The organism is Nocardioides sp., assembly GCA_037045645.1.
Classification (GTDB): domain Bacteria; phylum Actinomycetota; class Actinomycetes; order Propionibacteriales; family Nocardioidaceae; genus Nocardioides.
The window spans coordinates 1,393,401-1,407,392 of record JBAOIH010000001.1 but is presented as its reverse complement, the minus strand read 5'-3'; the positions used below and the strand labels follow the sequence as shown (position 1 = coordinate 1,407,392).

Sequence of the window (13,992 nt, the reverse complement as noted above, 5' to 3'; positions counted from 1 at the left end):
GTCAGCCTCCGTGTGCGTCGTTCGCGATCTGCTTGGCCATCGGATAGTTGGCCTTGCCTGTCGCGGACCTCGGAATCTCCTCGACGAACGACACCGAGCGCGGCATCTTGTAGGAGGCGAGCTGGCCGCTCAGGAACGTACGCAGCTCCTCGGCGGTCGGGCGCGCCTCCCCCCGCGGCTGGATGACCGCGGAGACATGGCTGCCGTACGTCTCGTCGGCGACCCCGACCACCAGCACGTCATAGACGTCGGGGTGGCCCTTGAGTGCCATCTCGACCTCTTCGGGATAGACCTTCTCGCCTCCGGTGTTGATGCAGTTGGAGCCACGGCCCAGCATCGTCACCTTGCCGTCGGCCTCGATCCGGCAGAAGTCGCCCGGGACCGAGTAGCGCACACCGTCGACGTTGATGAAGGTCTCCGCAGACTTCTTCTCGTCCTTGTAGTAGCCCACCGGGACACTCCCCGATCTCGCCAGGCGCCCGATCGCGCCGACCCGGCTCGGGTCGATCACCTGGTTGTCCTCGTCGAGGACGACGGTTTCGAGTCCCAGCGAGACCATGGGGCCCTCGCCCTTGATGTTCTCGCTGTCTTGGAGTCCCGTGCCGGAGAAGCCGGTCTCCGAAGAGCCGATCGAATCGGTGAAGAAGGTGCTGGGGAACGCCTTCATCCAGCGCTCCTTGACCGGGCGGCTGAAGATCGCGGCCGACGACGCCACCGCGACCAGCGTCGAGGCGTCGTACTCCCCTGCCTCGTACGCCTCGATCAGCGGTCGCGCCATCGCATCGCCGGTCATGAAGATCAACTGGACGCCGTTGTCCTGGATCGTGCGCCAGACCTCGTCGGGGTCGAACTTCGGCGCCAGGATCGTCCGGTGTCCCGCGAAGAGGTGCATCAGCATCGCGGCCTGTGCGCCGCCGTGCATCAGCGGGCTGAGCGGGAACGTGACCATCGGCTCGTTGCTCGCGGCCTGCTTGGACTGGTCGTACTCCTCCAACCGGTTGCCGGACATGAAATCGATGCCGCCACCGAGCACGCGCCAGAAGTCGGCGTGGCGCCACATCACGCCCTTGGGGAAGCCGGTCGTGCCGCCGGTGTAGACGATGTAGAGGTCGTCATCGCTGCGCGGCTCGAAGTCTCGCTCCGCACTCTGACCGGCCAGGGCGTCCTCCCAGAGCACCCCGCCGTACGCCGACACGTCCGAGGCGTCGTCCAGTGCGGTCGGGTCGGGCATCGCCACGATGGTCTTGAGCGCCTGGTGCTTGGGCGCGATCACCGAGACGAGGGGGGCGTACGTCCGCTCGTGCAGCAGCGCCACCATGTCGGAGTTCTCGACCAGGTAGTCGAGCTCGGCCTCCACGTAGCGGTAGTTGACGTTGATCGCGACGGCGCGGATCTTGAAGATCCCGAGCAATGCCACGACGTGCTCGACGCTGTTCTTGGCATAGATGCCGACGTGATCGCCCGCGCCGACACCTTGCGCGCGCAGATAGTGGGCGAGACGGTTGGCGTCGGCCTCCAGTTCCGCGTAGGTGACGATCCGGTCCCCCACCTGGATCACTCCACGGTCGGGTACGACGTCGACCGCGTGCTCGAAGATGTCTGCGATGTTCAGCGCCATGGGCGGAAGACTAGAACACGTTCTATTTTCTCGCTACGGTTTCCCTCATGTCGGACGCTCCGCACGCCCTCGTCGAGCTGCACGAACACACGCTCGTCGTCACCATGAACCGCCCTGAGAAGCGCAACGCACTCTCGGGCGAGATGCTCGCCATCATGAGCCAGGCCTGGGACCGGGTCAACGAGGACGACGACGTACGCGTGTGCATCCTCACCGGCGCCGGAGGGTCTTTCTGCGCCGGCGCCGACCTCTCGGCCATGAGCGCGAAGGCACCCAGCGACTCCTTCGAGTCCGGCGAGTTCGACCCGAGCGTGATCAAGTCGCTGCTGAAGGGTTTTCGGTTGACCAAGCCCCTGATCGCGGCTGTCGAGGGCCCGGCGATCGCGGGCGGCACCGAGATCCTGCAGGCCACCGACATCAGGGTCGCGGGCGAATCTGCACGGTTCGGGGTCTCCGAGGTCCGCTGGGGGCTCTATCCGCTCGGGGGGTCGGCCGTACGCCTGCCCCGTCAGATCCCGGCCACCGTCGCCGCCGATCTCTTGTTGACCGGGCGCCACATCAAGGCACCCGAAGCAAAGGAGGTCGGCCTGATCGGCCACGTCGTCCCCGACGGCCAGGCATTGGCCAAGGCGCACGAGCTCGCAGAGCTGATCGCCGCCAACGGACCTCTCGCAGTGAGGTCAGTGCTCCAGACGATCCGCGACAGCGAAGGCAAGCACGAGAACGACTGCTGGGCCGAGGATGCCCGCGTAGGGGCAGCCGTTTTCGCCAGCGCCGACGCGAAGGAAGGCCCACGCGCGTTCGTCGAGAAGCGACGCCCGGAGTTCACCGGGTCCTGACTGCTGGGTCCTGACTTCTACACTCACGCCCGTGGAAATGATCATGGGCGCCGGGATGTTGCTGCCGTGCCTGCTCTTCGTCGTCGGGCTCGTCGTGATCATCTTCTTGGTGATCCGCAACAACAAACTCGCCGAGCAACGCCGCCAGTCCATCGCGGGGCTCGCCCAGGCGCGCGGGTGGACGTACGTCCAACGCGACGACGCCTGGAGCGAGCGTTTCAACGTGGCGCCATTCCAACAGGGCCACAACCGCCAGGCACACAACATCATCGCCGGTCAGTTCGAAGGCCGTGGCTTCGTCGCGATGGACTACCTGTATTACACGACCGAGCATTCGACAGACTCCGACGGAAATTCCCGCAGCAGCGAGGTGGCGCACCCGTACGGCGTGGTGGTCCTCAACACCGGCGCCAACTTCCCGCCGCTCTCGGTGACGCCCGAGGGGTTCTTCGGCCGCTTCATCGGGCGGCTGACCAATACCGATATCGAGTTGGAGTCCGAGGACTTCAACCGGATGTTCACCGTCACCTCGGACAGCCGACGCTTCGCCAGCGACCTGCTGCATCCGCAGATGATGGAACTGCTGATGCAAGAGCCGCATTTCGCGTTCTGCTTCGACGGCCCGTCGATCATGTCGTCGCGTCCCGGAGCGTCGGAGATTCCCGAGATCACCGCCCGGTTGGCGATGCTCGATGCGATCATCGATCGGGTGCCGGAGCACGTGTGGCGCAACTTGAAGGGTGAATGACGTGGACGCTCTTGTCTTCGGAATCGGCGGTGCCGAGTTCGGCATCATCGGGGTGTTGTGTCTGCCTTTTGTGCTGCTGCTGATCCCGGCGCTGTTGGTGATGACCAGCTATAACCGTTTCGTGCGTCAGCGCACCTTGGTGTCGGAGTCCTGGGGGCAGACCGACGTCGAACTCACCCGCCGCCATGACCTGATCCCCAACCTGGTGCGCACCGTGCAGGGGTACGCCGCCCACGAGCACGAGGTGTTGGAACGACTCACACTTGCCCGTGAAGCTGCCACGGCGCACCGCAGCGAACCACCAGGGAACCGGCAGTCGTACGAGGAGTCGCTGGGCGGGGCCGTACAGGAGGTGTTCGTACGCGCCGAGGCGTACCCCGACCTCAAAGCGTCGGCGAACTTCTTGCAACTGCAGCGCGAACTCACCGTCACCGAGGACCGGATCGCGGCGGCCCGGCGCTTCTACAACGGCAACGTGCGCGCGTACAACACCCGGTGCGCGACCTTTCCCTCCAACATCGTGGCCTCGCTGTTCAGTTTCCGTCCAGCCCAGTTCTTCGAACTGCGTGATCCGGCGGCACGACAGGCTCCGAGCACCGGCTACTGACGCCGGGCACTCAGGCGTACGCCGCGCGCAGCGCCTTCTTGTCCGGCTTGCCGAGTCCGGTCAACGGGATCGCATCGATCGCCAGCACCTGCTTGGGCGCCTGGACGCTGCCCTTGGCCTCCTTGACGCGCGCAGTGATCCGCTCGACCACCGTCTGGTCCAGCACCTCGCCGTCACGCAGGACGACCAGTGCGGTCACGGCCTCGCCCCACTTCTCGTCGGGAGTCCCGATCACCGCCACCTGGGCCACTGCCGGGTCAGCGGCGATCACGTCCTCGACCTCACGAGGAAAGACGTTGAAACCGCCCGTGACGATCATGTCCTTGGTCCGGTCGACGATGTGCCAGAAGCCCTCGTCGTCCTCACGCGCAACATCGCCGGTGTGCAACCACCCGTCGCGGAAGGTCTCGGCGGTCTCCTCGGGTCGCTCGCGATAGCCCGCGGCCACGAGTGGTCCGGCTACGCAGATCTCCCCCGGCTCCCCCGGCGACACGACCGAGCCGGACTCGTCGAGCAGGGCCGTACGCAAGAACGCGGAGGGCCGCCCGCACGACGTCAGGCGAGCCGAGTCGTGCTCGTGGCGACCGAGGTAGGTGATCACCATCGGGGCCTCGGACTGGCCGAAGTACTGCGCGAAGATCGGTCCGAACCGGTCGATCCCCTCCTGCAAGCGGGTCGGGTTGATCGCCGCGGCTCCGTAGTAGACCGTCTCCAGGCTGCTCAGGTCGCGGGTGCGCGAATCCGGGTGGTCGAGCAGGGCATAAAGCATCGATGGCACCAGCATCGTGGCGGTGATGTGCTGCTCCTCGATCGTGCGCAGCACCTCGGCCGGGTCGAACTTGGGCAGGACCAGCAGGCTGCCACCCTTGACGATGGTCGGCACGAAGAACGCGGCACCGGCATGGCTCAGCGGCGTACAGAGCAGGAAGCGCGGACGGTCGGGCCACTCCCATTCGGCGAGTTGGATCTGGGTCATCGTCGCCATCTGGCGCGCGGTGCCGAGGACTCCTTTCGGGCGTCCGGTGGTGCCGCCGGTGTAGGTGATCGACACGACGTGGTCGTCGGCGAGCACAGCCGCGGTCAACGGGCGCGCGTCGTACGAATTCGCGGCCTCGACGAGGTCGTGAGCCTGACGGCCCAGCCGCTCGCAGGCCTGAGTCACCGGCTGGGGAACGGGACCGATCGTGAGGATCTGTCGTAGCCCGTCGACCTTCTCCAACAGCGCGACCGCGCGCTCGGCGAAGACCGGATCCACCACCAGGGTCTCGATGCCGGCATCGCTCAGGACGTACGCGTGGTCGTCCGCCGAGCCGAGGGGATGCAGACTCGTGCGCCGGTAGCCCTGGGTCTGCCCGGCACCGAGGATGAACAGCACCTCGGGACGGTTGAGTGCGAGCAGCGCGGCGGGTGAGTCCGCACCTGCGCCGAGAGCCTCGAAGGCCTGGATGTAGCGACTCATCTCGTCGGCCACCTCGGCGCCGGTCAGCGTCACCTCGCCCAACGACACGACCGGCTCGTGGCGTTGTCGCTTCAACGCCGCGACCATCAGTTGTCCGTTGTGGGTGCCTGCGTGCAGATCGTTCACGAGCCGACCACCTCGGCGACGCGACGGACCTCTTCGGGCGTACGGCACGACAGCAGCAGCGTGGTGACGCCGGTGGCCTCCCAGGCAGCGATCTTCGTAGGCACCTCGTCCTGCGTGCCGATGATGTGCATGTCGTGGACCAGATCGTCGGGAATCAGGGCGGTGGCTTGATCCTTGGCGCCGCTCAGATAGAGCCGCTGCACCTCCTCGGTCAGGTCGGCCAGGCCCATCCGGTCGAAGACGTTCTTGTGGAAGTTGGCGTCCTTGGCGCCCATCCCGCCCATATAGAGCGCGACGATCGGCTTGATCGCATCGACGACCGCCTGGGTCTCCTCCGGGCCGCTGGTGATCTGCAGGTGGCAGGTCGCGGCGATCTCGAAAGTGTCGCGGGTGTGCCGCGCACCGGGGCGGGCGAAGCCTTCGTCGAGCCACGGTTGATACATGGCCGCGGACTTGGGCGTATAGAAGATCGGGATCCACCCGTCGGCGATCTCGGCGGTCTGCGCGACGTTCTTGGGACCTTCCGCGCCCAGCCAGATCGGCACGTCGGCGCGCAGTGGATGCACGATCGGCTTGAGCGGCTTGCCCAGACCGGTGCTGCCCTCACTGGCGTACGGCAACGGGTAGTGCGGGCCGTCGTTGGTGACCGGGCCTTCCCGTCGCAGCACCTGACGGATGATGTCGACCACCTCGCGCGTGCGCGCGAGCGGCTTGCCGAACGGGGCGCCGTACCACCCCTCGACGACCTGCGGCCCGCTCACGCCCATGCCGAGGATCACGCGGCCGCCGCTGAGGTGGTCGAGCGTGAGTACGTGCATAGCGATCGACGTCGGCGAGCGTCCCGACATCTGCACGATCGAGGTGCCGAGTCTGATCCGCTCGGTGTCGCGTCCCCACCAGGCCAGTGGCGTGAAGGCATCCGACCCCCACGCCTCGGCAGTGAAGACGGCATCGAAGCCGGCTGCCTCCGCGGCCGCCACGAGTTCGGCGACCCCTTGCGGGGGCTGTGCGCCCCAGTACCCCAGTTGCAGACCGAGCTTCATGGCTCACAGCCTGCCAGGTTCCCTTGCCGAGTTCTAGAACATGTTCTAGTTTCGACCAATGGCTCCACGCACACTGTCCAAGCCCGTGACCGTGTCGTTCGACTACACCCGCTCGACAGGACCGGTCCTGGGTCGGTTCTTCTCGGGACTGCGCGACGGCGTGGTGTTGGCGGGTCGTACGTCCGAGGGACGCACGCTGGTGCCTCCACCTGAGTTCGACCCGGCGAACCACGAGCCGATCAGCGAGTTCGTCGAGGTCGGACCCGAAGGCGTCGTCACCTCGTGGACCTGGGTGCCGGAGCCGGTGGCAGGACAGCCGTTCGACCGGCCGTTCGCGTGGGTGCTGGTGCAACTCGACGGGGCGGATGCCCCGATGCTGCATGCTCTGGACGTCGCGACCGCCGCGGAGGTCGCGACGGGGCAGCGCGTACGCGTGCGCTGGTCCGAGGAACGAGTGGGCGCGATGACCGACATCGCCTGCTTCGAGCCTATGAGCGCGGCCGGACGTGGTTTCGAGACGGCCGCTGCGCGGCCTCCTCAACCACCGGAAGCTGCGGCACGGGAACCAGAGACGGCCGCTGCGCGGCCTCCTCAACCACCGGAAGGCGGCGACGAGCCGGTCACCGGGATCGTCACGCCGGTGTCCCTCGACTACGTGTATTCGGCCTCGCCGGAGGAGTCCGCGTTCTTCTCGGGCCTCGCCCAAGGGCGGATCCTCGCCCAGCGCTGTCCGGTCTGCGACAAGGTCTACGTCCCCCCGCGCGGCGCGTGCCCCGTCGACGGGGTCCCGACCGCGGGCGAGATCGAGTTGCCGAGCACCGGCACCATCACCACCTTCTGTGTGGTCAACGTGCCGTTCCTGGGTCAACGGATCCAGCCGCCGTACGTCTCGGCGTACGTCCTGCTCGACGGCGCGGACATCGCGATCCAGCACCTGATCCAGGAGATCCCGGCCGACGAGGTGCGGATGGGGATGCGGGTCGAAGCCGTGTGGCGCCCGGAGGACGAGTGGACCACCTCGATCGAGAACATCGCGTACTTCCGGCCGACCGGCGAACCCGACGCGGACTACGACACCTACCGCAAGCACCTCTGAGGCGATCATGAGAGACACCGCAGTCGTGGGCTTCGCCCACCGACAGATACAGAACTTCGACGGCTCCCCGCAGTGCGTGGAGTTGCTCGTGCCCGTACTCGCCGAGTGTTATGAACAGACCGGGTGGACCAAGGACGACGTCGGCTTTTGGTGCAGTGGCTCGTCGGATTATCTGGCCGGGCGCTCGTTCTCCTTCGTCAGCGCCGTCGACTCGATCGGCGTCCTCCCTCCCGTCAACGAGTCCCATGTCGAGATGGACGCGGCGTGGGCTTTGTACGAGGCCTGGCTCAAGATCCAGACCGGCGAGGTCGACACGGCGATCGTCTACGGCTTCGGCAAGTCCAGCGCGGGGGTGCTGCGCCGTACGCTCGCGCTGCAACTGGACCCCTACACGATGACACCGCTGTGGCCGGACAGCGTGTCCCTGGCGGCGCTGCAGTGCCGGCTCGGGCTGGATGCCGGCTTGTGGGACGAACGCGCGATGGCCGAGGTCGTCGCGCGGTCCCTGACGGACGCGGCGAGCAACGAGCACGCCGTACGCAAGGGGGCGATCACGCCCGAGGAGGTGCTGGCGCACGAGGTGTACGCCGACCCGCTCCGCAAGCCCGACTGCGCGCCGGTCACCGACGGAGCCACGGCGCTGGTGCTGGCTGCGGGTGACCGGGCACGCGAGGTGCGCGAACAACCCGCGTGGATCACGGGTTTCGCTCATGCGATCGACCCCCATCACCTGGGGCACCGCGATCTCACCGTCTCGGCCAGTGCGACCAACGCGGCGGCGCGGCTTGATCTGGCCGGAATCGAAATCGCCGAACTCCACGCCCCGTTCTCTCACCAGGAGTTGATCTTGCGGCACGCACTCGGGCTGGCCGACGACGTACGCGTCAATCCCAGCGGCGGGGCGCTCGCCGGGAATCCGATGTTCGGTGGCGGTGCCAACCGGATCGGTGAGGCGGCGGCACGGATCTGGTCGGGCGCGGCCAACCGAACCCTGGGGCACGCGACCTCCGGGCCGTTGTTGCAACAAAACCTCCTGTGCGTGATGGGAGCCCAATCATGAGTCTGGGCATGAGCAAGCAGCGGGCAGCCGTGATCGGCATCGGCCAGACACACCATCGCGCCAAGCGCGAGGACGTCTCGATGGCAGGCCTGTGCCGCGAGGCGATCGACCGAGCACTCACCGACGCCGGTCTCGGCTTCGCGGACATCGACGCGGTCGTGGTGGGCAAGGCGCCCGACCTCTTCGAGGGCGTGATGATGCCCGAGCTCTATCTGGCCGAGGCGCTGGGTGCCGCCGGCAAGCCGTTGATTCGCGTGCACACCGCCGGTTCGGTGGGCGGGTCGACGGCGATCGTGGCGGCCTCGCTGGTGCAGTCGGGCGTACACCGCCGGGTGCTGACCGTAGCCTTCGAGAAGCAGTCCGAGTCCAATGCGATGTGGGCACTGAGCGTGCCGATCCCGTTCGTGATGCCGGTGCACGCCGGAGCGGGCGGCTACTTCGCGCCGCACGTCCGGTCGTACATCCGCCGCTCCGGTGCACCGACCCATATCGGCGCGATCGTGGCGGCAAAGGACCGGCAGAACGCGCTGCGCAATCCGTACGCCCACCTCAAGAACCCCGACACCACCGTCGAGTCGGTGCTGGCGAGTCAGATGTTGTGGGACCCGATCCGCTATGACGAGACCTGCCCGTCTTCGGACGGCGCCTGCGCACTGGTGATCGCCGACGAGCGGACCGCCGACGCCGCCGACGCGCCCGCCTGGATCCACGGCACCGCGATGCGCAGCGAGCCCACGACGGCAGCCGAGCGCGACCAGGTCAACCCCCAGGCTGGACAGGCGGCAGCGACCGCGGTCTTCAAGCAGGCCGGGATCAGCGACCCGCGGCGCCAGATCGACTGCGCCGAGATCTATGTGCCCTTCTCCTGGTTCGAACCGATGTGGTTGGAGAATGTCGGCTTCGCCGACGAGGGCACGGGTTGGCAGTTGACCGAGCGGGGTGTCACGGCGCTCGGCGGGGACCTGCCTGTCAACATGAGCGGCGGGGTGCTGTCCTCCAACCCGATCGGCGCGTCGGGAATGTTGCGCTTCGCCGAGGCCGCGCTGCAGGTGCGCGGGCAGGCCGGTGAGCACCAGGTCGACGGGGCACGCCGGGCGCTTGGGCATGCGTACGGCGGGGGCTCGCAGTTCTTCTCGATGTGGGTGGTGGGGAGCCAGAAGCCGCAGTGACACTGTCGCCTAGGGTTGTCGGGTGATCGAGTTCCGTACGCCTGCCCAGATCGAGCAGATGCGCCCCGCCGGCCGTTTCGTGGCCGAGGTGCTCACCGCGCTGGAGGCCAAGATCGACGTCGGGGTGAATCTCCTCGAACTCGACGAGTTGGCCCACCAGATGATCCGTGACCGGGGCGCGGAGTCGTGCTACCTCGACTATCACCCGTCCTTCGGAGCCTCGCCGTTCGGTCACGTGCTGTGCACCAGCGTCAACGACGCCGTGCTGCACGGCCTTCCCCACGACTACGTGATCGCAGACGGTGATCTGGTGTCGGTGGACTTCGCGGTCGCGGTCGACGGGTGGGTCTCTGATTCGGCGCTCAGTGTGGTCGCCGGCAACGCCGACCCGCAGGATCTCGCCCTGATCGACACCACCCGTCGTGCCCTGGACGCCGCCATCGAGCAGGCCCGGGTCGGCAACCGGATGGGTGACATCTCCGCCGCGATCGGTGACGTCGCACGCGCGGCCGGCCTCGGCATCAACCTGCAGTTCGGCGGCCACGGGGTCGGGCGCACGATGCACGGCGACCCGCACGTGGCCAACGACGGTCGCGCGGGTCGCGGGCTGCCCCTCAAGGCTGGTCTGGTGTTGGCCCTGGAGCCGTGGTTCCTGCAGACCACCGACGAGATCTACACCGACAAGGACGGCTGGACGCTGCGCAGCAAGGACGGATCGCGGGGCGCGCACAGCGAGCACACGGTGGCCATCACGCCCGACGGCCCGATCATCCTGACCGCGCGCGACTGACACCATGAACGCGTCCCCGAGCCTGCGCGCGAAGAGAACGGACGCCCGCGCGCGCAGACGCTCGCCGGGGTGGATCCCCAATCAGCACGGCGCCTGGGCGATGCTCGCTTCGCCGTTGCTGGTGGGAATCATCGCGGGGGGCTGGACATGGGTGGACCTCCCGCTGGCGGTGTTCTGGTTCGCGGGGTACTTCTGTTTCTTCGCGACCTCACTGTGGCTCAAGAGCGGGCGCCGCGAGCGGTTCTGGCCACCCGTGCGCGCGTACGCCGGTCTCGCGGCCGTGCTGGGTCTCGTCGTGGCTCTCGCACGACCAGACCTGCTGCGGTGGGCACCGCTGTTCGTCGTGCCGCTCGCGGTCGGACTCTGGGCTGCGGCGGCGCGCCGAGAGCGAGACCTGCTCGCGGGGCTCACCACCGTCGTGGGCTCGGCCCTGATGACGGTGGTCGCCTACGACGCCGGGAAGCTCGGCCTCACTCGAGCGGGCGTGGCAGTTGGCCCTGGTGCAGTTCCTGTATTTCGCCGGCACTGTGTTCTATGTCAAGAGCGCCATCCGCGAGCGCGAGAATCCGCGCATCCTGGCGTTGTCGGTGGCCTTCCACGCACTCTCGACGGTGCTCGTGGCCACGTTGTCGTGGCCGCTGGCAGCAGTCTTCGCGCTGCTCACGGTGCGCGCGTGGGCGGTCCCGCCGAGGCGCTGGTCGCCGCGCGCTCTGGGGATCGGCGAGATCGTGTCCACGGTCGTCGTGGCGGTGGTGTCGCTCGTCGCCGGCTAGCCCGCGCGTGACGGCGTCGCGTCACTCGGGCGCCTGAATTCAGGCGTGGGCGAGGCCGAAGCCCCGCCCACAAATCCTGAGCCTGTCCGGACCGAGGTGGTCCGCCACGGTCTCAGACGTACTTGACCTGCATCTCCTTGATGCCGTTGATCCAGGAGTGCCGCAGCCGGCGCGGGTCGGAGACCAGCGAGATGTCCGGCAACTCGTCGGCGATGGCGTTGAACATCAGCCCGACCGTCAGCCGCGCCAGGTTGGCGCCGATGCAGTAGTGCGCGCCGTGTCCGCCGAAAGCCAGGTGCGGGTTGGGGTTGCGCAGGATGTTGAACGTGTAGGGGTCCTCGAAGACGCTCTCGTCGAAGTTGCCCGAGCCATAGAAGATGCCGACGCGTTGGCCCTTCTTGACCAACTGGTCGCCGACCTGCACGTCGTTGAGGGCCGTACGCTGGAACGCATTGACCGGAGTGGCCCAACGGATGAGTTCGTCGACCGCGGTCTCCGGGCGCTCGGCCTTGAAGAGCTCCCACTGCTCGGGGTGGTCGAAGAACGCCTTCATGCCGTGCGTGATCGAATTCCGGCTGGTCTCGTTGCCCGCGACGGTCAGCAAGATCACGAAGAACCCGAACTCGTCGGCGGTCAGGCCCTCGCCGTCCTCGCCGGCGTTGACCAGCTTGGAGACGATGTCGTCGCGCGGGTTGGCCTTGCGGTCCTCGGCGATCGGCATGAAGTAGTCGAGGATCTCCATCGACGCGAGCGTCGCGTCGCCCTCGATCTCCGGGTCGTCGTACGACAGCATCTGGTTGGACCAGTCGAACAGCTTGCGACGGTCCTCCTGCGGCACGCCGAGCAGGTCGGCGATCGCCTGCAGCGGAAGTTCGGCCGCGATGTCCTCCACGAAGCAGCCGGCGCCCTTGGCCTTGGCGTCGGCGACGATCTTGCGGGCGCGCCCCTCCAGGGCGTCCTTGAGGCTGTTGACCGCACGCGGCGTGAAGCCGCGACTGATGATCCGGCGGAGAGTGCCGTGGCCCGGGTCATCCTGGTTGATCAGCATGACCTGCTGGAGTTCCACCTGGTCTCGGGTCATGTCCGGTGCGAAGCGAATGATCGCGCCGTTGACGTTGGTGGAGAAGTCCTTGCTGTTCTTGGAAACCGCCGAGATGTCCACGTGCCGCGTCACCGCCCAATAGCCCTCGGCGGCGACATCGACGAAACCGGCAGAAGCGGCTGCGTCCTGGGCGACCCAGTGGACCGGAGAGGTCTCACGCAGGGCCTTGAACTGCTCGTGCGGAATCGCGACGAGGTTGATGTCCGGCTCCGTGGGGTCGAAGTCGACGGGCAACGCGGTAGAAGTCACAGCTTCCCTCCAAAATCAGAACATGTTCTAGTCCGAAGGCTAACGCTCGGTGGCGCGTTTCGGAAGGACCAAACGAGAACACGTTCTAGTTTTTCCGTTAGGCTCCCGATTATGGGAACACCAGTCATCATCGACGCCGTCCGTACGCCGCTTGGAAAACGCCGAGGTTGGCTCGCGGGTCTGCACCCGGCCGTACTCCTGGGCGCGGTGCAGTCCGAGGTGCTACGCCGGTCCGGGATCGATCCCACATTGGTCGACCAGGTCATCGGAGGTTGTGTGACCCAGGCGGGCGAGCAGTCCAACAACATGGTGCGCCGCGCCTGGATGCACGCGGGGCTGCCGTTGCACACCGCCTCCACCGCGCTCGACGCTCAGTGCTCGTCGGGCCAGCAGGCGGCCCATCTGATCAACGCGCTGATCGGCGCGGACCAGATCAAGGTCGGGATCGCCTGTGGCGTCGAGGCCATGTCACGCGTCCCCCTGGGCGCCAACGTCCCGGCCGGCATGGGAGACCCACGCCCGGCCGACTGGTCGATCGATCTGCCCAATCAGTTCGAGGGCGCCGACCGCATCGTCAAGGACCGGGGTTTCTCGCGAGCCGATGTGGATGCGTTCGGGCTGGCGTCGCAGCAGAAGGCTCGAGTCGCCCTGGACGAGCGGCGCTTCGACCGCGAGACCATGGCACTTGAGGCCCCCGTACTCGATGACGAGGGCAAGCCGACCGGCGAGATGCGTACGGTCACGACCGACCAGGGCCCTCGCGACACCACGCTCGAGGGCTTGGCAGCGCTGAAGCCCGTGCTGGAGGGCGGCACGCACACGGCGGGCACCTCCTCGCAGATCTCCGACGGCGCTTCGGCGGTGCTCTTCATGGACTCCGACCTGGCCGACTCGCTCGGGCTGACACCCAAGGCCCGGATCGTGTCGTCGTGCCTCGTGGGTTCGGACCCGTACTACCACTTGGACGGGCCGGTCCAGGCGACCGAGAAGTTGCTCAAGGACACCGGCATGGCGATGGACGACTTCGACCTCTTCGAGGTCAACGAGGCGTTCGCCGGTGTCGTGATGAGTTGGGCGAAGGTGCACGGACCGGCCGAGGACCGGGTCAACGTCAACGGCGGCGCGATCGCCCTGGGCCACCCCGTCGGCTCGACCGGCACCCGACTGATCACCACCGCCCTGCACGAACTTGAGCGCCGGGACGCCGCTACCGCCCTGATCTCGATGTGCGCGGGTGGCGCGCAGGCGTCCGGCACAGTGATTGAGCGGATCTGACGCAGCGAGGCACGAGCGGAGTCAGGGTCCGCTCACAG

13 protein-coding genes are annotated in these 13,992 nt (G+C 67.3%); 9 read left to right on the top strand and 4 right to left on the bottom strand.

The genetic code is table 11. From position 1 onward, the window contains the following. Nucleotide 1: 1 nt before the first annotated feature. Nucleotides 2–1,618, bottom strand: coding sequence for an acyl-CoA synthetase (locus V9G04_06940; protein ID MEI2713025.1), 1,617 nt, complete (start codon nucleotides 1,616–1,618; stop codon nucleotides 2–4). Between the two features lie 47 nt (nucleotides 1,619–1,665). Here V9G04_06940 and V9G04_06935 point away from each other — a divergent pair, with 47 nt between their 5' ends. From V9G04_06935 to V9G04_06925, 3 genes are read left to right on the top strand one after another with little or no spacing between them, the layout of a single operon-like run. Further along, complete coding sequence (locus tag V9G04_06935; GenBank protein ID MEI2713024.1) at nucleotides 1,666–2,457, top strand: crotonase/enoyl-CoA hydratase family protein; 792 nt, start codon at nucleotides 1,666–1,668, stop codon at nucleotides 2,455–2,457. Between the two features lie 37 nt (nucleotides 2,458–2,494). After that, nucleotides 2,495–3,205 (top strand): DUF3137 domain-containing protein, encoded by a 711-nt coding sequence (locus V9G04_06930; protein MEI2713023.1) that lies wholly within the window; start codon nucleotides 2,495–2,497, stop codon nucleotides 3,203–3,205. A 1-nt stretch (nucleotide 3,206) separates the two neighbouring features. Next, nucleotides 3,207–3,812 (top strand): LemA family protein, encoded by a 606-nt coding sequence (locus tag V9G04_06925; protein MEI2713022.1) that lies wholly within the window; start codon nucleotides 3,207–3,209, stop codon nucleotides 3,810–3,812. Nucleotides 3,813–3,822: 10 nt separating this feature from the next. Here V9G04_06925 and fadD8 read toward each other — a convergent pair whose 3' ends face one another. Continuing rightward, nucleotides 3,823–5,397, bottom strand: coding sequence for a fatty-acid--CoA ligase FadD8 (fadD8, locus tag V9G04_06920; protein ID MEI2713021.1), 1,575 nt, complete (start codon nucleotides 5,395–5,397; stop codon nucleotides 3,823–3,825). Further along, a complete protein-coding gene (locus V9G04_06915) occupies nucleotides 5,394–6,440 on the bottom strand; it encodes an LLM class F420-dependent oxidoreductase (GenBank protein ID MEI2713020.1) in 1,047 nt (348 codons plus the stop codon). Before V9G04_06915 ends, fadD8 begins: the two co-directional genes overlap by 4 nt. A 58-nt stretch (nucleotides 6,441–6,498) precedes the next feature. Between V9G04_06915 and V9G04_06910 the strand changes: the two genes are divergently transcribed. The 5 genes from V9G04_06910 to V9G04_06890 all read left to right on the top strand — a co-directional run bounded on the left by V9G04_06910 (nucleotide 6,499) and on the right by V9G04_06890 (nucleotide 11,328). Next, nucleotides 6,499–7,536: an OB-fold domain-containing protein gene (locus tag V9G04_06910; protein ID MEI2713019.1), complete on the top strand. Its 1,038-nt coding sequence runs from the start codon at nucleotides 6,499–6,501 to the stop codon at nucleotides 7,534–7,536. 7 nt (nucleotides 7,537–7,543) lie between these two features. Continuing rightward, nucleotides 7,544–8,596: a thiolase domain-containing protein gene (locus V9G04_06905; protein MEI2713018.1), complete on the top strand. Its 1,053-nt coding sequence runs from the start codon at nucleotides 7,544–7,546 to the stop codon at nucleotides 8,594–8,596. Then, the gene (locus tag V9G04_06900) at nucleotides 8,593–9,765 is read left to right on the top strand and encodes a thiolase domain-containing protein (protein MEI2713017.1); all 1,173 of its coding nucleotides are present in this window, start codon (nucleotides 8,593–8,595) and stop codon (nucleotides 9,763–9,765) included. Before V9G04_06905 ends, V9G04_06900 begins: the two co-directional genes overlap by 4 nt. Before the next feature lie 22 nt (nucleotides 9,766–9,787). Continuing rightward, complete coding sequence (map, locus tag V9G04_06895) at nucleotides 9,788–10,555, top strand: type I methionyl aminopeptidase (GenBank protein MEI2713016.1); 768 nt, start codon at nucleotides 9,788–9,790, stop codon at nucleotides 10,553–10,555. A 500-nt stretch (nucleotides 10,556–11,055) separates the two neighbouring features. Further along, the gene (locus V9G04_06890; protein ID MEI2713015.1) at nucleotides 11,056–11,328 is read left to right on the top strand and encodes a hypothetical protein; all 273 of its coding nucleotides are present in this window, start codon (nucleotides 11,056–11,058) and stop codon (nucleotides 11,326–11,328) included. A gap of 112 nt (nucleotides 11,329–11,440) precedes the next feature. Here V9G04_06890 and V9G04_06885 read toward each other — a convergent pair whose 3' ends face one another. After that, nucleotides 11,441–12,679: a cytochrome P450 gene (locus V9G04_06885; GenBank protein ID MEI2713014.1), complete on the bottom strand. Its 1,239-nt coding sequence runs from the start codon at nucleotides 12,677–12,679 to the stop codon at nucleotides 11,441–11,443. 111 nt (nucleotides 12,680–12,790) lie between these two features. Between V9G04_06885 and V9G04_06880 the strand changes: the two genes are divergently transcribed. Further along, nucleotides 12,791–13,954 (top strand): steroid 3-ketoacyl-CoA thiolase, encoded by a 1,164-nt coding sequence (locus tag V9G04_06880; protein MEI2713013.1) that lies wholly within the window; start codon nucleotides 12,791–12,793, stop codon nucleotides 13,952–13,954. Nucleotides 13,955–13,992: the final 38 nt, after the last annotated feature.

Coding starts and splice junctions, on each gene's coding strand:
- V9G04_06940 (MEI2713025.1), bottom strand. CDS start 1,618: ATGGCGCTGAACATCGCAGACATCTTCGAGCACGCGGTCGACGTCGTA.
- V9G04_06935 (MEI2713024.1), top strand. CDS start 1,666: ATGTCGGACGCTCCGCACGCCCTCGTCGAGCTGCACGAACACACGCTC.
- V9G04_06930 (MEI2713023.1), top strand. CDS start 2,495: ATGATCATGGGCGCCGGGATGTTGCTGCCGTGCCTGCTCTTCGTCGTC.
- V9G04_06915 (MEI2713020.1), bottom strand. CDS start 6,440: ATGAAGCTCGGTCTGCAACTGGGGTACTGGGGCGCACAGCCCCCGCAA.
- V9G04_06910 (MEI2713019.1), top strand. CDS start 6,499: ATGGCTCCACGCACACTGTCCAAGCCCGTGACCGTGTCGTTCGACTAC.
- V9G04_06905 (MEI2713018.1), top strand. CDS start 7,544: ATGAGAGACACCGCAGTCGTGGGCTTCGCCCACCGACAGATACAGAAC.
- V9G04_06900 (MEI2713017.1), top strand. CDS start 8,593: ATGAGTCTGGGCATGAGCAAGCAGCGGGCAGCCGTGATCGGCATCGGC.
- V9G04_06880 (MEI2713013.1), top strand. CDS start 12,791: ATGGGAACACCAGTCATCATCGACGCCGTCCGTACGCCGCTTGGAAAA.